Raw genomic sequence first — 19,444 nt, forward strand, 5'->3', positions numbered from 1 at the left:
GCTCCTAGGTCGCTTGCGCCGTAGCGCACAACGGCAGACCGGCAATAAGATTTTGCGGCTTCATGCGGATCATTCGATCGGGCGTCATCGCCATGATCAGCCAGATCGGTTGAGCACCCACTTGGGGCCTGACCTCGCCAATGTCGGAAAAGCGGAGGCGGAACAACGCAACGATACGCTCCGCCGTTTCGGGGTCGAGGTCCTCGCCTCGCCACAGTGCATTACCGATGCGTGTCGCCTCGGCGTCAAGGCCGACGAACCATGCCCAGTTGTCGTCTTCGATCCGCTCGACCGGTTCGATCGTTACCGTGACGGCGACCAGATGGCGGATCCAGGCTTCCATTGCGTCGGCAAGGCCGCGACGCGCGGGGCTGTGGGCGCCACCTAGACGGAGCACCATGTCAAAGGCATCGCTCCTGTCAAAATAGCTATCGGCGTTCGTCTCGTCCAGGATTTCGAGTTCGGTGACGGCTGGCCCGCCGAGCATGCTCAAGAGCGGTGAAGTGTGGCGGTTCTGCTCGTGAACTTCTATTGTTTCCGCGTCGGCAAGCAGCAGCGCTCCTTCATGGAAGCTTACCCGCTGTGGGCGATAGAACAGCTCGGCGGCGCGCAACACCGCGGGCTCGGTCTCGCCGTCGAGTGCATTGCGCAGCACGACCTGCGCGAGCTGGTTCATGAACAGCGGAGGCGTGTCGGCTGCCGAACCGAGCGCCAGTTGCAGATAAGCGGCCTCAAGCGAGGGCGTGGCAAGAAGCCGGTCGCGGAAGGAGATCATGAACGCCCAGTTTTCGCGAGCATCCGGGTCGCCCATGACGGCGATCTCGTCCTGAGTGACCGGACGGCGCGGATGATGCATCAGAAGCTCATGGTGCAGACGCAATTCTACCTCACACGCCCCTTCCGGCGGAAGCAGTTCGGGGCGAGCGAGATAAGCCTTGAGGAACGCGTCGGTCACTATAAGCCGGTCTGCCTCGTCCCGATCGAGGAGATGGTGACCCGAAGATACCCAGAAATCCTTCACGTGTGCCTTCCCGCCAACGTCCGGATATCGAACTCTTCCATCCGGTCGTTTTCCTCGTCAATCTCTATAGCGTTGAAGGCCGTTGCCATATCCAGTCGACCCACCTTCGGGTGAAGGGTACGGAACGCCTCCCGGATCCCAGTCTGCTCGCTGGCGCGGTGGAGGGCAAGTATGGTGTTTGGCGGGTGATCGCAAAGCGATTGCGCAAACGCGATTTCTTCTTCGGCGGCCGGCCGCGCTGTTTCAAGATCGGGGGCGCCGCAATGCGCGACCAACTGTTCGGCCAGGCGTTCAACGGCCGCAGCGCGTTCTTCCGCCTTCACCTCCGTCACGACAACGAGGGTGGACCAGCCAAAACTCTCGATGCCCAGGAAGCCGGCTCGAAAAGCCTGGCGTTTCTTGCCGGCGAGGGTTTCGGGGTCGATGCCGAAGAAAAGGAATGTGCCCGATACTGCCCATTCGCCGGGCTCGGCGGCGCGCGAATAGACGAACGTATCGGACGGATCGAGGCGAATGGTGCGCGGCAGGTTCAAAGCCATGGCATTCCCGTTGCGGGATCGAGCCAGGAACAGGATGCAAGCGCCTGCGCCAGGCTCCGCCTCGTGAGGGAAGTCTGGCCGGGTTCGGCCTGAACCAGCAGATCCCCGTTGTCGGCGATCCGTCCATTGTGGCCTCCGGGCGACACGCGGTCCAGCCATCGCCTGGCCAACCGCGCAAAGCCGGTGTCGTGCCATTCGTCCAAGCCGACCATCAGGTGACGTGAAAAGCTGGCGATGATCTCGCCGGTATTGACGGCTTCGAAACCCACTTCGTCCAGTGCGCCGAACAGCGGCCGCAGACCCGGTTCGTGGACGCGCACGATCGTGGTGCGGATCATTGTCGAGAAGATAAGCCAGGCCGGCGTCTCGGTCTCGCCGGTTCCCGCCGGCCAGCTCAGTTGTCCGCCGCCGACCAAGACCCCGTCGACACGGATCGCGTCTGGCCAGTCGAAGGTGATGGGTCGTGACGGGGGCGCATGTGTGGCAAGCGCATCGGCCAGTGCATTCATCCCAGCATAGATGGCCAGGCGTGCATGCACGAGCGGCATTTCCGGTTCCAGCACGACGGCGAACTCTGCCAGATCGTCACGTCGTGCCCAGACCAGCGTCCCTGCTCCCCATTCGGCGGCAATGGCGCGAGCGTGTGCAAAAGCGTCGCCGGTCTCGCGCATCATGACGAGGTTGTAGGGCGGGGGCAGTTCGATGGCGTGGTCCATCACCGAAGCGTGCTGAAACATGATGCCGGTCCCATTTCTGATGACGGCGAGCCTAATGTCTTTATAATGCATCCGAAGTGGAGGCGCCACCGTTGTCGGGCGGTGCCGTGATGCGGGGGGAGAAGAGCATGATCCCAGACAGACCACGCACCGTCTTTGTTTGTTCCTGTGAACGCAGCATGCCGGACTTTGGCCAGAGTGTCGCCCGTGGATGCTCAAGCGACCAAATCCAATCTGGAAATCAACTCTGCGGCGCCGAACTCGACCGCGTCCGCAACGCATTGAATGGAGGCGACGACATCACGATAGCCTGCACACAGCAGGAACGGCTTTTCCGTGAAGTCGCGCAGGAACGTGACTTTGCGGGCGAACTCGCTTTCGTCAACATCCGCGAGACGTCAGGCTGGTCGGCACAAGGGGCATCCGCCGGGCCGAAAGCCGCGGCACTCGTGGCGATGGCGGCGGAAACGGTCACTTCGCCGACCAGCGTTACGCTCGCGAGCAACGGCGTGGTGCTCGTCTATGGCCGGAACGAAGCGGCGATCGAGGCTGGACGGCAGCTTGCCGACGAGATGAACGTCACGGTTCTTTTGACGCGGCCGGACGATGTCACGCCCCATCGCGTCTGGGATTTCCCCGTTGTGCAGGGCACGATCCGCAACGCGCGCGGTCATCTCGGCGCGTTTGAACTGACGATCGACGATTTCGCGATGCCATCGCCATCGTCGCGCAAGCGTCTGCGTTTTGGCGCGCCGCGGGATGGCGCACTATCGAATGCCGATATAGTTCTTGACCTTTCCGGCGGCGCTCCCCTGTTTCCTGCCCATGAATTGCGGGCAGGTTATCTGAGAGCGGATCCGGCCGACCGCGCGGGCCTTGCTGCCGCGATCGCCAAGGCAGCCGGCCTTGTGGGGGAATTCGAAAAGCCTCGCTATATCAATTTTTCCGCCGATCTTTGCGCCCATTCGCGTTCGCGCATCACCGGATGCACGCGCTGCATCAATCTTTGTCCTACGGGTGCGATTGCACCCGCTGGCGACCATGTCGCGATCGACGCTGATATCTGCGCCGGCTGCGGCAGTTGCGCGGCCGCCTGTCCGACCGGTGCCGCCGCCTATGCTTTCCCGGATGCGGCGGCCCTGCTTCGACGCCTGCGCACGCTCCTGCTCACCTATCACAGGGTAGGCGGCAGCGATCCGATCGTGCTGTTTCACGATGAAGGTCATGGAGAGCCGCTTATCGATGCGCTGGCGCGTTTCGGGCAGGGACTGCCCGCGAATGTGCTGCCGGTCGGTGTGAATGAGATAACGCAGCTGGGGGTCGAGGCGTGGACTGCACCGGCCGCCTGGGGAGCGGTGGCGATCAGGGCCCTTTCTTCGGCGAGGGGGAAACATGACCTGACCGGCCTAGCCAGAAACGTCACCATCGCCAATCTTCTTGGACAATCACTGGGTTATGGAGCCGATCTCTGCGGCGTGATCGAAGCGGACGACCCCGATGATCTGCAAACGGTTCTCGGGCGGATGGTGCCGCAAGCGGATGCGCGAAAGCCGGTGACATTCCTGCCGGTCGGAGGCAAGCGCAGCTTGCTGAAAAGCTCGGTGATCGGCTTGTATGAGGCCGCTCCGACGCCGGTGGAGCGCACGGCATTGCCAGCGGCCGCGCCATTTGGCGGGCTCGACGTCAATGTCGATGCCTGTACGCTGTGCCTGTCATGCGTATCGGCCTGTCCGACGGGCGCGCTCTCCGACAGTGAAGAGCGGCCAGCTTTGTATTTTGCCGAGAGCGCCTGCGTCCAGTGCGGGCTCTGTGCCGCGACTTGTCCAGAAAAGGCAATCGCGTTGGTACCGCAACTGGATTTCCAGGCCTGGAATGGGCCCCGCCGGGTGATCAAACAGGAAGAGCCGTTCCATTGCATTCGATGCGACGCGCCATTCGGAACGAAAAGTACCGTCGAGCGCATCGTTGACAAGCTGGAGGGCAAGCACTGGATGTTTTCCGGCGAGAATGCCCGACGCCTCGATGTCGTGCGGATGTGCGATAACTGTCGTGTCGAATCCGTCATGAATGAAGGGTTCGATCCTTACGAAGCGTCGGGCCGTCCCGCTCCACGGACGACGGAGGATTACTTGCGGGAGCGCGACGCAACGACAGACAAATCGGTTGAGTTTAGTCGCGGCGGGTCTCAGCCTGCAAAAAGCGGATCAGCGCTGCACGATCCTCGGGATCGTTGATCGTCTGCTCCGGCATCTTGGTCCCTGGCGTATATATGCTTGGCCCCAGTTCGAAGAGCTTCGACACCGTTTCCGGCGTCCAGACGATATCCATCCGCCGGAAAGCGGGGGAGTAGGGATAGCCGGCAAGCGACGCGATCCTGCGGCCGAAGATGCCGTGCAGCGTCGGTCCGGCGCGATTGCCGTCCTCCGGGCCGAGCGTATGGCAGGCGATGCAGGCACGGAAGACTTCGGCGTCCGGATTGCCGGCATATTCGCTCATGAGATCGGCCTGGATCGCGGCTGAGGTTCCAAGCCGCCTGCCGGTTTCAACATCCCATTCGCTTATTATGTTGTCCGCACCGCCGGCCAGCAGCGTTCGGGCACGGCGTGGAAAGGCAAGGGCCCACACCGGCGCAACGCCGGCACTGCCGAGGGTGTGAACCGGCTTCAGGGTGCGGGAGTCGAGCAACACGATGCCCTCCCTGATGGCCGAGGCGGCGATGTATTTCTCATCAGCCGTAGCCGCTAGTGCGATCAGGGGGCCGGAGGACACCCTGACCTCGGCCACAATCGCGCCGCTTCGGTCGAGCTGGCGCAATGTCCCGTCTGCGCCTGCTGCAAGCAGGCGGTCGCCCGGCATCGTCACGAGGGCGTTGAGTGGCCCCGGCATGGATATTCGCATCGGCGCAGCGTCATGTCCCGGCGGCCATAGTATGATGGCTGCGTCATAGCCCGCACTTGCAAGCGTTCCGTCGGACAGAAAGGTGACCGCGTTAACATTGCCATGGTGGCCTTTGAGTATGCGCGGCGCAGCGCCGGAAAGCGGCCACAGACGCACGCTCGTATCCCAGGAGGCAGAAGCGAGCGTAGAGCCGTCGGGCGCGACTGCCAGTGCGACAACCGGCCCGTCATGGCCATGCAACACGGATACCGGCGCGCTGCGTCCGGCCTCCCAGATTGCGATTCGGCCGTCGGCCCCGGCGCTGGCGTAACGCCCCCGCGGCAAAGCAGCGACGGCATCGACCTGACTTTCGTGAAACAGCAGCACCTGCTGCGCCTCGCCCGTTTCAAGCGACCAGATAATCGCCTTGGTATCGAAACTGCCGGTGATCGCTGTCTGTCCGTCAGGGGCTATGGCGATTGAACGCACCGGGCCTCCATGGCCGCGCAGTTCCGCCCCATGCGCAGTCGCGCCGAAGAGGAAGGAAGCGGCTGCCACCAGGCAGCGTATAGCGAGCATCGCCTTCATTGCACCTCAAACGGATTCATGCTCGATTGGCGATGGTCTCCGTTGCAGGAACGGAAAGTGCCGGATCGACCTTACTGTTCACTCTGTTCGAGGCAATCATATGATCACGAATATGGAAACCGACCCCTTCAACGTCTCCATGCGCAAGTTCCTCAAGCAGGTCGGGGTGACCTCGCAACAGGCGATAGAGAAGGCAGTGGAGCAAAAAGGTCTGAAAGGACAAGGGAAGCTGATCGTCAAGGCCGTCATCACGTCGGAGGCCGCCGGCCTGAATCATGTCGTGGAAGGCGAGATCGATCTGGGATGAGCCAGCGGATGCTGCATTGCCCTTTCGACCGAAAGTTGCACGCATTTTAACGGTTCCGATGCTCAGTCAAGGTGTTCGAGCATCCTTTGTCCATTCTCTCAAGAACGCGCAAGCGCTCTACTTGAAGAACCGGATCCGGCCGGCCGGGCTTGTATCATACCCGGTAAGCTCGACGGCGCGGTCGGTAAAAACCTTTTGCGGCAAGAAACCTAACAGCGCCTGGAAGGAGGGCTGAAAATAGGTTCGCTGACGCATGAGCAGGTCGAAATTTTCCCACAGCAGCGGCAGGAATTCCAGGCCAGCGGTGCGAGCGGCGGCGCGTGTGGCAATGCCGCAATCCGCCTGGCCGCTCCGCACGGCGGATGCAAGATCGGGACCGGTCAGGCAGGGCGGCTCCAGTCGATTGAGGTCGCTGTGTTTCGCACCTAAATCCGCCAGCAACTGAGCAAGCAGCATATCCGCTCCAGCACCGCGTTGACGAACGGCCATCCTCGCACCACTCGTCAGGACGTCATTGAGACCGTTCAGCGATTTGGGATTGCCCGGCTCCAGCAATAGGCCTTGCTCGCGGCGGACGAAGCCGACCAGCACCGCATCGCTTAGCCGTGGCATGGCGGCTACCGCATCGACATTTGCATCGGCCACCGTACTATGGAAATGGATCGCAGCGGCCGCGACCTCTCCGCGCAGCAGCCGCGCGACGCCGTCTTCAGTGCCTTCCGCCAATGTGGCAAGCCCCGAGCCTGACTGACGCAGGCTCCATTCCAGCAATTCATCCTGGCTCCCCCCCACGATAGGTGGCAGTTCGAGCGATATCATTCCCGCCGGCTGCACGAGCCCCGAGAGGACCCAGCGGTCGAGTTCGTGCTGTGGAAATAGCCATTTGCCTGCCACCTTGCTGCACGGGATTCGTTCCTTCGAAATCAACTCGTAAATCTTACGCTCTCCCAAGCGAAGATAGTCAGCAGCCTCGGATGTGGTCAGCAGGATCATCCTGCATTTTTATGCATATTTGCGCGATTGTTCAATAATTTGACATATAGGAAAAAAAAGCCGGAAATTACGACAAGGGAAGATGCCTCATGTCGGAAACACTCACTGCATGGCAGCTTATCGCATCCGGAGATGCCACCCTATTTGCGATCGTCGGCCTGTCGCTGGCCGTCAGCCTGACGGCTGTCGTGGCTGCGGGGGTTATCGGTTTTCCGCTTGGTGCCATTCTCGCGCTGACCCGCTTCCCCGGCCGCACGGCAATGGTCGTGGTGTTGAACGGTTTCATGGGCTTGCCGCCGGTTGTCGTAGGTTTGAGCGTCTACCTGCTGCTATCGCGGTCAGGGCCGCTGGGAGAACTCGGTCTCCTCTTTACGCCGACCGCCATGGTTATCGCGCAGGCATTTCTGGTGCTGCCCATCATTGCCGCGCTGACGCGCCAGACAGTTGAGGATCTTTGGCTCGAATATCGCGAGGAGTTGGGCGCCATGGGGGTCGGCTGGGCCAGCAGGGTTGCGACACTTTTGTGGGACAGCCGCTTCAGCCTCGTTACCGTCTTGCTTGCAGGCTTCGGCAGGGCCGCGGCCGAAGTCGGCACGGTGATGATCGTCGGCGGCAATATCGATGGCTTCACCCGGACTATGACCACCACGATCGCTCTGGAAACCTCAAAGGGAAATATTGCCCTTGCGATCGGGCTTGGCATCATCCTTATTCTTCTCATTCTGCTGGTAAATGCCACTGCCTGGGGTGTGCGGGTATGGGCCGTGGAAAGGGCCGGTTAGAATGCGCGCTGCTGCAAGCAATCTTCCCCTAATCTTCGATGACGTATCGCTGGGCGCCGGTGAGACGACCATACTCGACCGAATAAGCCTGACGATCGGGCTGGGAGCGCCGACGTTTGTTCTTGGCCCCAATGGGGCGGGCAAGACCTCGCTGTTGCGGCTGTGCATGGGCTTGCTTGGCCCGTCGCGGGGGGTCGTGAGCTGGGGTGGCCGGATCGATGCCGGCCCCGAACGCCGAGCGATCCTGTTTCAGAAGCCCGTGATGTTGCGGCGCTCGGTTGCCGCGAATGTTGCGTATGGACTTGCTCACGCCGGTTGCCCGCGCGGCCTGCGTGCCCAGCGCACCGAGGAATTGCTCGACAGTGTTGACCTAAGTGCGCTGGCTTCGAGGCCTGCGCGCCGTTTGTCGGGCGGTGAACAGCAAAGACTGGCGCTTGCGCGCGCTCTGGCGCGCCAGCCGGAAATTCTCCTGCTCGATGAACCGACCGCAAGCCTTGATCCGGCGGCAACGCGCTTTGTGGAGGAAATCATCCTTGCGACGGCCCATTCGGGCACCAAGATCATCATGGCTTCACACGATCTGGGCCAGGTGCGCAGACTTGCCGGAGATGTCGTGTTCCTGGCACAAGGCCGTCTCTTCGAGCATGCCAATGCTAGGGATTTTTTCGATCGTCCAGCCACGCCGCAGGCTGCGGCCTTTATACGCGGCGATCTCGTCCTTTGATCGACAGAACGGAGATTGAAAATGCCGACCCGCCGATTGTTCTCTGTGGGAATGCTTCTGATCCTGGCCGGCGTGACGCCGGCCCAGGCCCAAACCCGGTCGATCGTCGTCGCGTCGACGACTTCTACCCAGGACACGGGCCTGTTCGATTATATTCTTCCGCTGTTCGAGAGAGAGACTGGGATCGATGTCAAGGTCGTGGCGCAGGGCACCGGCCAGGCACTCGACACCGGACGCCGTGGCGATGCCGACGTGGTCCTCGTTCACGCCGAGGCACAGGAAGAGAAGTTCATTCGGGAGGGCTTCGGAGTGAAGCGTTCCGACGTGATGTACAATGATTTTGTGTTGATTGGCCCGAAAAGTGATCCCGCCAGCGTCAGTGGAATGACGGATATCGCGGCCGCCCTAGTTTCGATCGAAGCAAAAAAAGCGCCATTTGTCTCACGCGGTGACCGGTCGGGCACCCATTTTATGGAACTCAGGCTATGGAAGGACGCGGGCGTCGATATCGAGGTTGCAAAGGGCCGGTGGTACAAGGACATCGGACAGGGGATGGGAGCGGCGCTCAACACCGCATCTGCCATGAATGCCTACGTCCTTTCCGATCGCGGCACTTGGCTGTCGTTCAGGAACCGCGGTGATCTTGCCATTTCCGTCGAGGGCGACAAGCGGCTGTTCAACCAGTATGGCGTCATGCTGGTGAACCCGGAAAAACACCCCGATGTCAAGGCGGAGCTGGGCCAGATATTCATCGACTGGTTGCTTGCGCCTGAGGGCCAGAAGGCGATCGGTGAGTACAAGATCGATGGCCAGCAACTCTTCTTTCCAAATGCGAGCGGACAGCGCATCTGAGGTCTGTTGCCAAGGTGCCCGCATCTGTCCCATTATCGGGCGATGATGACAGTGCATCCTCCGACGAGCGCCCTGATAAGCCTGGAAGTGGCGCTTGCGGCGCTTCTCAGTGGTTTGATGCCTATCGCTCCCCGGTCGGAGCCGCTTGACCGGGCGCTTGGTCGTGTCGCCGCGGCGATGCCGGCTGCCTTGCCGGCACTGCCGTTGCGAGACATTGCGACGATTGATGGCTGGGCGTGTTGTTCACTCGACCTCGTGGGAGCGTCCGCCTACTCACCTCTGGCGCTTTCGACGGCCCCGGTCCGGGTGGAAGTGGGCGACGTCATGCCGACTGGATCGGACTGTGTGTTGCAAGCCGATCTGATCGATTGCAGCAGCCCAATCGTTCTTGCCGTCGGCGAGGCTGCTCCCGGTCAGGGCGTGCGCCGGGTGGGGGAGGACATGACCGCACATCGACCCCCGGTTCTCGAAGGCGGGATAGTCGGCGCCGCGGACCTGCTGATCGCTCGCAAAGCAGGGTTGAGCCAGATTCCCGTACGCAGCCCGCGCGTGCGTGTGATCGATGTCGCTTCCGTAAACCATGAGACGTTCTCGACGCGCCTCGTTGCCGAATGTGTGATGACCTCGAATGCGACGATCGCCGCGATAGAGACCGCGAACCGTGATGCAGCTTCGATCGCGGCCGCTCTTGCCGGCGAGAATTGTGATCTGCTTCTCCTGGTCGGAGGCACTGGTGCAGGCCGCCTCGATGCGACTGCCGAGGCCTTGACGCTATCCAACGCGTTGATTGCGCATCGTATCGCCATGCGGCCTGGCGATACTACGGCGATCGGCCTGCTTGGCAGTACACCGCTGGTCGCTTTGGCCGGGGCGCCTGACCATGTCTTTGCCGGCTTTCTTGCATTGGTCCAGCCGATCCTGGACCGTTTATCAGGCCGCTCGAAGCGGATTGGTACAACCTTGCCGCTCTCGCGAAAGATTGCGTCGAAGGTCGGGCTCAGTGAGATTGTCCTGCTCGGCAGAGAGCAGGCCATGTGGACGCCGCTTGCGGTTGGTAATTTTTCACTGGAGGCCATGCGGCTTGCCGATGCCTGGCTGGCAGTGCCGGGCGATAGTGAGGGATATGACGTCGGCACGTCCGTCACAGCGATGCCTCTTCGCAATGTGAACTGAGCAGCCTCATGATGAAGTCTCCTTCTTCGATCCCGCAAAACACCGACCAGAAGCAATTTCTGACGATATTGTCACGTGAGGAGGCCCTGGCCCGTTTCGAAGCAGCGCTGTTTCCCTGGTCGGTGCTGACTGAAAAATGGAGTTTAGCTGAGGCGCTCGGGCTGGCTCTTGCAGAAGACGTCGCGGCGCAGGTCGACATTCCACCTTTCGACCGTTCCAATGTCGATGGGTTTGCGGTACGGGCAGCAGATCTGGTTGCCGCCTCTGACCTACAGCCTGTTCGATTGATGCTGAACAGGGAAACGATTGCCTGCGGCAGCGTCCCGCAACTTGCGGTATTGCCCGGGACCGCCACAGCCATCGCCACGGGGGGGCCTCTGCCACGCGGTGCGGACGCGATCGTCATGGTGGAATATACTCAGCCAGCCGAGGGTGGGGCCATCGAAGTGCGGCGTGCTGTCTCGCCGGGGCAGTTCGTCTCCACCGCCGGATCGGACATGGCGCGAGGAGAGGTCGTGTTGCGGGCTGGGTCGGTGATCGGCGCGCGTGAGATCGGGATACTTGCAGCCTGCGGAACCCCGCAGGTAACGGTGGCCCGCAAACTCCGCGTTGCTGTTCTGTCCACGGGTGATGAGCTCGTGCAACCGGGCGAACCGCTGCAGCCGGCCGGCATTTACGACGCCAATGGGCCGATCGTTAGTGCGGCGGTCACCGAAAACGGGGGCGAGGCTCATTTTTTGGGCGCGTTTCCAGACGACGAAGCCAGGCTCGAGACCGCGATGCGTGAGGCGCTCGCCTCCCATGACGTTCTGATTTTGTCCGGGGGTACTTCCAAGGGTGCGGGAGATGTCAGCTACCGTATTATTGGCCGCCTCGGGAAACCGGGCATCATTGCTCATGGTGTTGCGCTTAAGCCTGGAAAGCCGCTCTGTTTGGCGGTATGCGGCGGCAAGCCGGTTATCATCTTGCCAGGGTTCCCGACCTCGGCCATGTTCACCTTCCACGATATGGTGGTGCCCATCCTGCGGCGCATGGCGGGGCTGCCGCCGCGCGTTGATGCGCAGACGAGTGCGCAGCTTCCGTTCCGCGTTCCGTCCGAACTGGGGCGCACCGAGTTTGTCATGGTCTCGCTGGTGCAGGGGCGGGACGGACTGATGGCCTATGCGACCGGCAAGGGCTCGGGAGCGATTACCGCCTTCGCCCAGGCTGATGGCTTTATCCGCATTGACGCCTTCGACGACCATCTGCCAGCGGGCGCACAAGTGCCGGTGACGCTGTTCACGCCGCAGGTCAGAGTGCCCGACCTCGTTGTGATCGGCAGTCACTGCACAGGCCTTGATCTTGTCGTGAGCAAGATCGCGCGCCAAGGGATTTCGGTGCGATCGTTGGCCGTCGGAAGCCTGGGCGGTCTTGCAGCCGCTAAACGCTGTGAGTGCGACCTTGCGCCGATCCATCTTTTCGACCCTCAGACACAAGTCTACAACACGCCGTTCCTTAGCGAGGGTATCGAGCTCGTGCCGGGCTGGCGGCGCATACAAGGCATCGTGTTCCGCCGCGGTGACGCGCGCTTCGAAGGCCGCAATGCGCCGGAGGCGGTGGAGGCTGCTCTGGCTGATCCAGAATGCATGATGGTCAATCGAAACCAGGGTGCCGGTACGCGCATCCTGATCGACCAATTGCTCGGCCAGACGCGCCCTGATGGCTACTGGAACCAGCCTCGCTCACACAATGCAGTCGCCGCCGCTGTCGTACAGAAACGCGCCGACTGGGGCGTCACGATCGGGCCGGTCGCGCGCGCGGCTGGCTTGGGTTTCATACCGCTGACGCAAGAGCACTTTGATTTCGCGCTAGTTACGGACCGGAAGGAGCGGGTGGCAGTTCAGGCATTCCTTGCCGCCCTGCTGTCGCCTGATATGCAGGACGCGCTGGAGCGGGCGGGATTCAGTCGAGCTCGCTGAATTCGTGTCCCTGATCGAGAAGAGGTAACACTGTTTCGCATGGCTGCGCGAAGGCTGGCCCGGCTCGGGTGAAGGCTATAACGTGCCTCATAATCCTTGATCGTCCGAAACATCATTGATGGACATTGGTGTTTCGCTTGCCTTCCGCGTACTGAGAGCCTTCGACGAAACGCGCGCCTGTCGCAGATCGCCGAGGAGACGGGGCTCGACATGAGCGCCTCCCGCGCTTCACCCACACCCTGCAAAAGCTCGGCTATCTAAGCAAGAACGGTGAAACCAAGCTCCGTCAAGGCGCTTGATTTCGGCTATCACTACAGCCGGGCCAGCAGCAGCCTGGTCGAACGCGTCACGCCCTACCTCATGCATCTCAGTAAGACGACTGAGGAGACCGTCAATCTAACGGTTCGTGACGACACAGATATCGTCTTCGTGTCACGCTTCATGAGTCGCCACGTCCTCGACAATGACGTGATTATCGGGACGCGCCTGCTGGCCTGTTGTACGGCGCCGGGAATCGCGATCCTGTCGTGCCTGCCGTAGGCGGAGGCGCATACGATCCTCTCCAAATCCAACCCGCACCCGTTCACGCCGCACACTACTGGCATCTCGACGCGCTCAACGCCAAGCTCACGAAGTCGATGGCGCAAGGCTACGCCGCCTTCGAGGAGTATTTCCACGGCGATCTTTCAGTGGCGGCCCCCATCCTCGATGCAAGGGGCGCAGCCTATGGCGCGATCAATATCGGCGTCTCGCGCAACCGGTACACGTCAGAGGAAGCGGAAGAGCAGTTCGCCCCGCTCGTAATTGCTGCCGCCCATTCCATTTCGCTGGTCAGCGGTGCTCGTCGATAAGTAGATTCGATATAATCCTCTTACCTGCACTTCCATACGTATAGGCTCCAGAAGCGGCAGGTTTTGGTTTTGCCGCGTCCGGGCACATCCGTTATGACCTCGACACCTCCGTAGAAGGGCGGAGAAAGGCGTTTACCCGAGCGGGGGTTGGAAGTTCTAGCGAACTGGTGGCCCGTCACTGCGTTTGAGACCTACGGCCGCATGGCCGCGACGGGGGCACCATGGAAGCGGTCGCGATTTACTGGTAGAGGGCGAGGGGCTGCTTCTGCTCGATTTCGAACAGACGCTTGTCGAGGCGGATTTGCTGTCTTGCTGTAGAGAGTGGCAAGAAGGCATTGAAAATCTTGAGCAATGCATTGACCACCACACAAGGGGTCATCACCGACATGCAGTTTCAGCAGGCTCCCGATGGCTGGGATGTCGCGCGTTTCAGCCGAGAGGTCGATCCCGAAATGCCGGTCGTCTACGTGAGTGGAGACAGCGCTCCCGATAGGGCGTCGAAAGGCGTCCCCAATAGCATCATCTCGGGAAGCCGTTCGCTATGGCACAGTTGGTGGTGGCAATCTCTAAGTTGCTCAACGGCAGGCATCTAGGGACGGCCGTGGCGAAACCTCCGTCTGGCAGCTAGGTGCTCTCCCGCGCTGCTCTTGTAGCTCTCCAGGTCTCGTGTCTTTGCGCCCCCGGACGCGTGCCTCGCGCAATTTCGGCTGCGCCATCAGCGGCTAGTCGATGTGTGAGACGGCCGGCCGCATACCCAGCATCAAATGCTTCGCGTGTCCGTGCCATGTCGCGGTTGCATCGGGCAACATGTCCAAGCCCTCGCCACCACTCTCCCCAAGCATCCGTCACTTGCATCTGAACCTCCCTGGCGCAGCTCAAAGGACGCCTTCTGTTGGCAGTTGAGCCGACGGGTTCGTCAGCCGAATAGCTGGCGAAATTCCCTATTCGTCGAGTTGTCCGTAAAACGAGTGTAGGTCGTCTCTGGTTGCCGTACGCTACCGGACGAAGTTCAGCTTAGTGGGGCCCATCATGCGTCGGTGTTCTATCTCTGGTTGTCTTTAGGCGGCGCCGGTGAAATCTTAAATGGCAGAAGGGTTTTTGATAATGACGACGCGGAGCCTAGATGATTGGTCATGTATGGTCTCCGCCCGCTCGCTTAACCAGCTTAAGGCGCATGGATAAAGGAAATCGATCGAAACAAAGCCAGCCGTGCGCAGAAGCTCTTTGGTGATGGTGTGAGCGCCAAGTGATAAAGGCGCGGAAATGCGGAAACCGCTGCTGCCTGGGCCAAGGTTCGCCTAACGGCACCGGACCACTTGTCGCGCCCGTGGCTCCCACACTATTCATGCACGTCGCCCGCCCGGACGCATCGCGGGCGACCTTGGCAAACGCCGCCGCCGGGTCACCACCGTTCGCGACGTGGGCGGGCCGGCGTTCAGCCTGAAGCGGGCGGTAGACCGGGGCATCATCCCCGGACCGCGCATCTATCCGTCCGGTGCCATAATCACAGTGACTAGCGGGCGTGGCGATTTCCGCCAGCTCACCGACCTGCGAAGGAGGACCGGCGTCCTGCTCACCCCGATGGAGACGAGCGGGCGGGTGTCTTCACCCTTCAGCCCGCTCGACGTCACCACCTTTACCGAGCCAGAATTGCGGGCCGCCGTGGAAATTGCCGAGAATTGGGGCACCTATGTCGCCGCGCACGCTCTCACTCCGGATGCGATCCGGAAGGCTATCGCTGCTGGTGTGAAGTGCATCGAACACGGCTTCCTCATGGACGGGGCCACCGCCAAGCTGATCGCCGAAAGGGACTTCGCCTTTTTCTCGACACCCTGCGGCCCGCGACGGCAGCATTGTTTGTACCAGGGCGGGCTGGATGCGTATTTTCGCGGGTTCAGAAGAGCGCAGTCATAAGTCGATGGTATTCCGCCTCCGGCTTGCCATAGGCGTCCCGGGCGAACTCTTCGAGGGCCTGCCTGTTCCGGATAATGATGTTGCCCCTGTTCGAGCGAATAAAACCGTAGCCTTCAAGGACGTGGAGCGACGTTGTGACGCTCGGACGGCGAACCGCAAGCATCAGCGAAATGAACTCGTGCGTCAGCGGAATCTCGTCGCCTGGTACACGGTCGTGACACATCAGAAGCCATCTGGCCAATCTCTCGTCCACCCCGTGCAACGCGTTCGAAACCGCAGTGTAGGTAAGCTGAATCGAGAAGGCCTCAATGCATCGGATCATCACCCGGGCGAAATTCCGGTTAAGATCCATCCACTTCCGGAATGCGCTGAACTCCATCCGGTAGCCGTCTCCTTCGATCTGCATGATGATGTCGTGGACGCTGAGCTCTACACCCATCGCAGCAGAAGTCGGAATGTAACCTTCACTCCCGAAGATACCCGCCTCCGCTTTGTTACCCTCAGGCGTCGAGGCGACCAGGGAGCCAATCCCGGACGTGAGATAATAAACATGGTCTATGGGGGCGCCGGCTGTAGCGATCAGAGCGCCTCTAGCCACTTTGACATAGTCGAGGTCAGGCGCAACCTGGTTATAGTCAAGCTCCGGAAGCAGGTCCAGCAACTGGTTGTTAACCGAAGCTTGGGGTGGAATCGCCATTGCCTTCCCCTCATTGGGAGCCGGAGCACCGCGGCTCTGTCGGCCGCTTTCTGCCAAGGATTGCGGATCGGTGTTACATGACTCTAGCATGCCGGCTGCCCATCGACTATGTGCAAGCCAGCATGGTTCGGAAGGACAGTCTTCTCCAATTCCGCGGTGATTGTACGGTTCCAGACCCTTTGTCCTTGAGGCGCAGTATTGACTCGCCATGTACACCAAGACGCGTAGACTTTCCCCCGGCACCGAGGCGATCGCGAGGCCCGGGAGGAAGAGCTAATGAGACACCAACGAGTATGCACCCTTGATCCACTAGGGCCTGACGAGCTCAAGTTGATCGAGGGCATTTTCCGTCGCGAACTGCAATTGCGGGCATTGCCACTGAATTCCGAGGAGGCTGCAATACTCGCAGCGAGGCTGATCGGTGCCCATCAGTCCGGAATACGCGACGCTGCAGGCCTGGCCGCGGCGGCGGAACGTATGTGATGGGCAGCACCTCCCGATCACCTTGGAGCGCACCTGCGCGCCTGCGTATTCACAAGCCTTGCAGGTTACCTGTCCTTCGTTCAATCTGTGCAAGTGCTTTTTACGTCCGTTTTCAACGCCCACGGGACATTCCGGTCACTGATGGCCGGATGCCTGCAAGGACTCAAGGGAGCTGTTCTTCACGAGCCAGCGCCTCGACTGCGACGGCAGGGACGGACGCCAGGGCACCCCGACCTCAACGGCTTCGGCGCGGACGGCTGGATGTTCTTGTGGCTTCAAGACGGCGCCGCGTCGCCCGCGCCGTGCAGGTAGGATTCGTTGCCAATTTCGAGGCGATGGTGGCGCTATAAAGCGATAATCTGGATGAGATCACGTCTCACCCTGTTTGTCGCGCTGCAGGGCGCCGCCCATTCTGCTGCGATGGCAGCGGGAGTGCATGAGCTTCACCCTCCGGGCTCTCAGCTCCAGATCCTCGCTACTACGCGGCCCCGGTCACCGACCCCGACGGATACACGCTTGAGTTCGTCTACAGGAGCTGGCAGCACGGAGGTAAGGCATGACCACCAACCAGCCTTATAGACATGTGGTCGAGCCGCTAATCCGCGCTACCAATTCTTTCGACGCCCAGGCGGCACTGCACCTGTTCGCTCACGACGCCGTCATCGACGACCCGGGAGCGGTTCGAGGGCCACGCAGGCGTTCGTGACTACATGGACCGGTTCTTCGTCGGGTCCCGCACCGCCACTAAGCTTCTTTCGCTTGAAGAATTGAAGGCGGCCGGGATCCGTGCCCGCGTCGATTTCACCGGAGATTTCCGCCCCGAGATCGGTCGGCTCAATGTCCCACCGGCCCCGACGGCCTCATCGCATGCATCGACGCTGATCCCGAGTAATCGGTGGATCCTCAAGACACTGGAACAACATGACGACGAAACTGATGATCTATGCGCCGCCGACTACACGGGCGAGGCGGGGAGGGACGCCGTTCCTCCGCAGCCTCATCACCTTCTCAGGCTGGGTTCCTCCGCCCACGATAGGCCGCAACAGTCAGCGCTATTGCCGAGACCAGGAAGTAGAAGGCGCCGAAAGCGGCATAAGGAGCGACGTCAAGAATGGTCGGCGGCATGGAACCGAGCGACTGCTTGATCATGAAGCCGCCTGCCAGCATTGACTGCGCGCCGCTCAGGATCATCGCCCACTGCGCTCCAACTGACCGCCAGCGCCGGATGCCGGTGTAGAGCTGAAGAAGTCCGGACAGGATCGCCCAGATGCCGAAGGCTGCCAGAACAGCGTACGTGTCTTTCATCACGGCAAAGAGAACGATGATCGCCATGACTGAACTGGCAAAGACGTTGAGCATCTGTGACCTGTTGGCGGCGAGGCCGCCGTGGGCTCTGGCGTCGACGAGGTTCGCGAGCGCATCCCATGCGGGGTAGATGACGAGAAGCAAGGAGGCGACAGGGGACAAGCTTGCTGCCGAAGTGGCCGCGATCACCCAGAAGATCGAGAAGCCAGCACGGGCATAGTAGTAGGAGCGCAGCCACGTCGACTGCGGTTTAGTTTGGTGATGCATTGGATGCTCCTTGAGATCGAACGATCTACCTACTACTTGGTAGGCCCTGCACGGTCAATTCACGAAGTCGCGATGTATTTGACGATCATCCTATCAGAAGGTAGATACCGAACATGGAGCTCAGTACCTCGGAAAAAATCCTCGATGTCGCGCAGTCTCTTGTCGTCGTCGGGGGATACAACGGATTCAGCTATGCGGACATTTCCGACGCGATCGGGATTCGGAAGGCCAGCATCCACCCCATTTCCCAACCAAGGCGGCGCTCGTCGCCGTCCTAGTCGAACGCTATGTAGGGCGTGCCAAAGACGGGCTGAACTCGCTTCGAAACAATGTCGCGGACCCCGCCAACCAACTCGAAGCCTATCTCGATTACTGGCAGAAGTGCGTCCTCGACGCCTCGCAGCCCTTCTGTGTCTGCGCAATGTTGGCGAGCGAGATGCAGATGCTCCCCGACGAGGTTGCCGGGCTGGTTCGGCGTCACTTTCAGAACCTGATGGAGTGGCTGGCATCGGTTCTAAGAGATGGAGAAAAGCAAGGCTCGTTTCGACTAGACGCTTCGCCGGAGCAGGAGGCCCAAATCATGATGGCCATTGTGCATGGAGCCCTGCTATCGGCCCGCGCCGCCGGGCAGCCTCGAATTTTCTCGTCAATCGTGGGTCCTCATGTGGCTCGCCTCCGCAGCTAGTCGTTCATGGCGAAGGGCGGTGTGCAGGATCGCGTTGTGATACCTGCTCAAGTCTTGGTGGAGCCGGCGCCGCACCGGCGGAAGAAATCGGCGCGGTGTCCCGGCGGATGAGGCCCGTCTTATGCGACCGCTTTGCGCCCCACATGGCAGTCGTTCAGCAGAGCTAAGCCATTCCCCAAAAGCTGTTATCCTGCGGAGCAAACCAGGGTGCGACGCGCGAGAAGGGGACGTTCAGCGGCATCCCCCTGAAGACCAGAGATTCTCGAACACCACGCACTCACGTACGGGTCCACCGGCGCAGGCGCTGTCGCATTGCTTCGCAAACGCCTCAGGGCTCGCCTCGCCTCGTCCGCGTCACTCGCCGAATGCCGGCGATCTTCGGCGCAAAATACCGAAAAGAAGCTGCAGTCCGTTCATTCTGCGGCACCAGTCGAAGAGACTGCCAACTCTCATTGGTTGCCGAGGCCCCCCTAGTATCCACCACATCAGCAGTGATGAAACGCTACCCAAGTCTGCGGACATTGTGGTGATCGGCGGCGGGATTGTAGGCGCCAGCGCGGCCTATTTTCTGGCGCGGCGCGGCCTGTCGGTGGCCCTTATCGAAAAAGGATATGTCGGTTGCGAACAGTCCAGCCGGAACTGGGGCTGGTGCCGTCGGCAGAACCGTCGAGGCAAGCCATTGTTTCATCGCTTGAAAATAGAACATACAACT

The 19,444-nt window shown here is 61.0% G+C and carries 20 protein-coding genes and 2 pseudogenes; 14 read left to right on the top strand and 8 right to left on the bottom strand.

The window, feature by feature from the left end; translation table 11 throughout:
• Window positions 1-4: 4 nt before the first annotated feature.
• Genes AC6CIG_RS24070 through AC6CIG_RS24080 form a run of 3 tightly spaced genes read right to left on the bottom strand, consistent with a single transcriptional unit; the run spans window position 5 to window position 2,297 of the window.
• On the bottom strand, window positions 5-1,021 hold the full coding sequence (locus AC6CIG_RS24070) for a DUF6352 family protein (protein WP_018099296.1): 1,017 nt from the start codon (window positions 1,019-1,021) through the stop codon (window positions 5-7).
• A complete protein-coding gene (locus tag AC6CIG_RS24075; protein ID WP_498323971.1) occupies window positions 1,018-1,560 on the bottom strand; it encodes a DUF6505 family protein in 543 nt (180 codons plus the stop codon). Before AC6CIG_RS24075 ends, AC6CIG_RS24070 begins: the two co-directional genes overlap by 4 nt.
• Complete coding sequence (locus AC6CIG_RS24080) at window positions 1,551-2,297, bottom strand: biotin/lipoate--protein ligase family protein (RefSeq protein WP_437416563.1); 747 nt, start codon at window positions 2,295-2,297, stop codon at window positions 1,551-1,553. Before AC6CIG_RS24080 ends, AC6CIG_RS24075 begins: the two co-directional genes overlap by 10 nt.
• A 158-nt stretch (window positions 2,298-2,455) precedes the next feature.
• Here AC6CIG_RS24080 and AC6CIG_RS24085 point away from each other — a divergent pair, with 158 nt between their 5' ends.
• Window positions 2,456-4,510: a 4Fe-4S binding protein gene (locus AC6CIG_RS24085; RefSeq protein WP_498323972.1), complete on the top strand. Its 2,055-nt coding sequence runs from the start codon at window positions 2,456-2,458 to the stop codon at window positions 4,508-4,510.
• Here the strand turns inward: AC6CIG_RS24085 and AC6CIG_RS24090 are convergent.
• Window positions 4,446-5,741 carry a hypothetical protein gene (locus AC6CIG_RS24090; protein WP_018099300.1) on the bottom strand — a complete coding sequence of 432 codons (1,296 nt, stop codon included), beginning with the start codon at window positions 5,739-5,741 and terminating at the stop codon, window positions 4,446-4,448. The genes AC6CIG_RS24085 and AC6CIG_RS24090 overlap by 65 nt on opposite strands.
• 100 nt (window positions 5,742-5,841) lie before the next feature.
• On the opposite strand from AC6CIG_RS24090, the gene AC6CIG_RS24095 reads away from it, so the two are divergent.
• The gene (locus tag AC6CIG_RS24095; protein ID WP_018099301.1) at window positions 5,842-6,048 is read left to right on the top strand and encodes a DUF6494 family protein; all 207 of its coding nucleotides are present in this window, start codon (window positions 5,842-5,844) and stop codon (window positions 6,046-6,048) included.
• A gap of 117 nt (window positions 6,049-6,165) precedes the next feature.
• Here the strand turns inward: AC6CIG_RS24095 and AC6CIG_RS24100 are convergent, their stop codons facing one another.
• Window positions 6,166-7,041: a substrate-binding domain-containing protein gene (locus tag AC6CIG_RS24100; RefSeq protein WP_498323973.1), complete on the bottom strand. Its 876-nt coding sequence runs from the start codon at window positions 7,039-7,041 to the stop codon at window positions 6,166-6,168.
• 89 nt (window positions 7,042-7,130) lie between these two features.
• Between AC6CIG_RS24100 and AC6CIG_RS24105 the strand changes: the two genes are divergently transcribed.
• The 7 genes from AC6CIG_RS24105 to AC6CIG_RS24135 all read left to right on the top strand — a co-directional run bounded on the left by AC6CIG_RS24105 (window position 7,131) and on the right by AC6CIG_RS24135 (window position 13,381).
• Window positions 7,131-7,823 (top strand): ABC transporter permease, encoded by a 693-nt coding sequence (locus AC6CIG_RS24105; protein ID WP_437416567.1) that lies wholly within the window; start codon window positions 7,131-7,133, stop codon window positions 7,821-7,823.
• 1 nt (window position 7,824) lies between these two features.
• Complete coding sequence (locus AC6CIG_RS24110; protein WP_498323974.1) at window positions 7,825-8,547, top strand: ATP-binding cassette domain-containing protein; 723 nt, start codon at window positions 7,825-7,827, stop codon at window positions 8,545-8,547.
• Between the two features lie 21 nt (window positions 8,548-8,568).
• Window positions 8,569-9,399 carry an extracellular solute-binding protein gene (locus tag AC6CIG_RS24115; protein ID WP_494296725.1) on the top strand — a complete coding sequence of 277 codons (831 nt, stop codon included), beginning with the start codon at window positions 8,569-8,571 and terminating at the stop codon, window positions 9,397-9,399.
• A gap of 45 nt (window positions 9,400-9,444) precedes the next feature.
• Window positions 9,445-10,572 (top strand): molybdopterin-binding protein, encoded by a 1,128-nt coding sequence (locus AC6CIG_RS24120; RefSeq protein WP_498323975.1) that lies wholly within the window; start codon window positions 9,445-9,447, stop codon window positions 10,570-10,572.
• Window positions 10,573-10,580: 8 nt separating this feature from the next.
• The gene (locus AC6CIG_RS24125; protein WP_498323976.1) at window positions 10,581-12,530 is read left to right on the top strand and encodes a molybdopterin biosynthesis protein; all 1,950 of its coding nucleotides are present in this window, start codon (window positions 10,581-10,583) and stop codon (window positions 12,528-12,530) included.
• Between the two features lie 270 nt (window positions 12,531-12,800).
• The gene (locus AC6CIG_RS24130; RefSeq protein WP_498323977.1) at window positions 12,801-13,070 is read left to right on the top strand and encodes an IclR family transcriptional regulator domain-containing protein; all 270 of its coding nucleotides are present in this window, start codon (window positions 12,801-12,803) and stop codon (window positions 13,068-13,070) included.
• Entirely contained in the window at window positions 13,058-13,381 is a 324-nt protein-coding gene (locus tag AC6CIG_RS24135) for an IclR family transcriptional regulator domain-containing protein (protein ID WP_498323978.1), read from the top strand. Before AC6CIG_RS24130 ends, AC6CIG_RS24135 begins: the two co-directional genes overlap by 13 nt.
• A gap of 238 nt (window positions 13,382-13,619) precedes the next feature.
• Here AC6CIG_RS24135 and AC6CIG_RS24140 read toward each other — a convergent pair whose 3' ends face one another.
• Window positions 13,620-13,769: a hypothetical protein gene (locus tag AC6CIG_RS24140; RefSeq protein ID WP_498323979.1), complete on the bottom strand. Its 150-nt coding sequence runs from the start codon at window positions 13,767-13,769 to the stop codon at window positions 13,620-13,622.
• Between the two features lie 1,007 nt (window positions 13,770-14,776).
• On the opposite strand from AC6CIG_RS24140, the pseudogene AC6CIG_RS24145 reads away from it, so the two are divergent.
• Window positions 14,777-15,193: pseudogene (locus AC6CIG_RS24145) on the top strand (amidohydrolase family protein); the annotation flags it as partial.
• A gap of 82 nt (window positions 15,194-15,275) precedes the next feature.
• On the opposite strand, the gene AC6CIG_RS24150 reads toward AC6CIG_RS24145, so the two are convergent.
• A complete protein-coding gene (locus AC6CIG_RS24150; protein ID WP_275598326.1) occupies window positions 15,276-15,992 on the bottom strand; it encodes a Crp/Fnr family transcriptional regulator in 717 nt (238 codons plus the stop codon).
• A gap of 276 nt (window positions 15,993-16,268) precedes the next feature.
• On the opposite strand from AC6CIG_RS24150, the gene AC6CIG_RS24155 reads away from it, so the two are divergent.
• Both AC6CIG_RS24155 and AC6CIG_RS24160 read left to right on the top strand, forming a co-directional pair.
• Window positions 16,269-16,475: a hypothetical protein gene (locus AC6CIG_RS24155; protein ID WP_498323980.1), complete on the top strand. Its 207-nt coding sequence runs from the start codon at window positions 16,269-16,271 to the stop codon at window positions 16,473-16,475.
• A 556-nt stretch (window positions 16,476-17,031) separates the two neighbouring features.
• A complete protein-coding gene (locus AC6CIG_RS24160) occupies window positions 17,032-17,181 on the top strand; it encodes a hypothetical protein (RefSeq protein ID WP_498323981.1) in 150 nt (49 codons plus the stop codon).
• Between the two features lie 302 nt (window positions 17,182-17,483).
• Here AC6CIG_RS24160 and AC6CIG_RS24165 read toward each other — a convergent pair whose 3' ends face one another.
• Window positions 17,484-18,047: a DUF308 domain-containing protein gene (locus tag AC6CIG_RS24165; protein WP_324765344.1), complete on the bottom strand. Its 564-nt coding sequence runs from the start codon at window positions 18,045-18,047 to the stop codon at window positions 17,484-17,486.
• A 113-nt stretch (window positions 18,048-18,160) separates the two neighbouring features.
• Here AC6CIG_RS24165 and AC6CIG_RS24170 point away from each other — a divergent pair.
• Window positions 18,161-18,732, top strand: a pseudogene (locus AC6CIG_RS24170) (TetR/AcrR family transcriptional regulator).
• 475 nt (window positions 18,733-19,207) lie between these two features.
• Window positions 19,208-19,444, top strand: a 237-nt coding sequence (locus tag AC6CIG_RS24175) for an FAD-dependent oxidoreductase (protein ID WP_498323985.1), incomplete at its 3' end; no start/stop codon positions are given.

The organism is Sinorhizobium sp. GQ132 (assembly GCF_059758575.1).

What these genes read in the sequence shown, in the direction of transcription:
- AC6CIG_RS24075 (WP_498323971.1), bottom strand. Translation starts at nt 1,560, where the DNA reads ATGGCTTTGAACCTGCCGCGCACCATTCGCCTCGATCCGTCCGATACG.
- AC6CIG_RS24080 (WP_437416563.1), bottom strand. Translation starts at nt 2,297, where the DNA reads ATGTTTCAGCACGCTTCGGTGATGGACCACGCCATCGAACTGCCCCCG.
- AC6CIG_RS24085 (WP_498323972.1), top strand. Translation starts at nt 2,456, where the DNA reads ATGCCGGACTTTGGCCAGAGTGTCGCCCGTGGATGCTCAAGCGACCAA.
- AC6CIG_RS24090 (WP_018099300.1), bottom strand. Translation starts at nt 5,741, where the DNA reads ATGAAGGCGATGCTCGCTATACGCTGCCTGGTGGCAGCCGCTTCCTTC.
- AC6CIG_RS24095 (WP_018099301.1), top strand. Translation starts at nt 5,842, where the DNA reads ATGATCACGAATATGGAAACCGACCCCTTCAACGTCTCCATGCGCAAG.
- AC6CIG_RS24100 (WP_498323973.1), bottom strand. Translation starts at nt 7,041, where the DNA reads ATGATCCTGCTGACCACATCCGAGGCTGCTGACTATCTTCGCTTGGGA.
- AC6CIG_RS24105 (WP_437416567.1), top strand. Translation starts at nt 7,131, where the DNA reads ATGTCGGAAACACTCACTGCATGGCAGCTTATCGCATCCGGAGATGCC.
- AC6CIG_RS24110 (WP_498323974.1), top strand. Translation starts at nt 7,825, where the DNA reads ATGCGCGCTGCTGCAAGCAATCTTCCCCTAATCTTCGATGACGTATCG.
- AC6CIG_RS24115 (WP_494296725.1), top strand. Translation starts at nt 8,569, where the DNA reads ATGCCGACCCGCCGATTGTTCTCTGTGGGAATGCTTCTGATCCTGGCC.
- AC6CIG_RS24120 (WP_498323975.1), top strand. Translation starts at nt 9,445, where the DNA reads ATGACAGTGCATCCTCCGACGAGCGCCCTGATAAGCCTGGAAGTGGCG.
- AC6CIG_RS24125 (WP_498323976.1), top strand. Translation starts at nt 10,581, where the DNA reads ATGATGAAGTCTCCTTCTTCGATCCCGCAAAACACCGACCAGAAGCAA.
- AC6CIG_RS24140 (WP_498323979.1), bottom strand. Translation starts at nt 13,769, where the DNA reads ATGTCGGTGATGACCCCTTGTGTGGTGGTCAATGCATTGCTCAAGATT.
- AC6CIG_RS24150 (WP_275598326.1), bottom strand. Translation starts at nt 15,992, where the DNA reads ATGGCGATTCCACCCCAAGCTTCGGTTAACAACCAGTTGCTGGACCTG.
- AC6CIG_RS24155 (WP_498323980.1), top strand. Translation starts at nt 16,269, where the DNA reads ATGAGACACCAACGAGTATGCACCCTTGATCCACTAGGGCCTGACGAG.
- AC6CIG_RS24160 (WP_498323981.1), top strand. Translation starts at nt 17,032, where the DNA reads ATGACCACCAACCAGCCTTATAGACATGTGGTCGAGCCGCTAATCCGC.
- AC6CIG_RS24165 (WP_324765344.1), bottom strand. Translation starts at nt 18,047, where the DNA reads ATGCATCACCAAACTAAACCGCAGTCGACGTGGCTGCGCTCCTACTAC.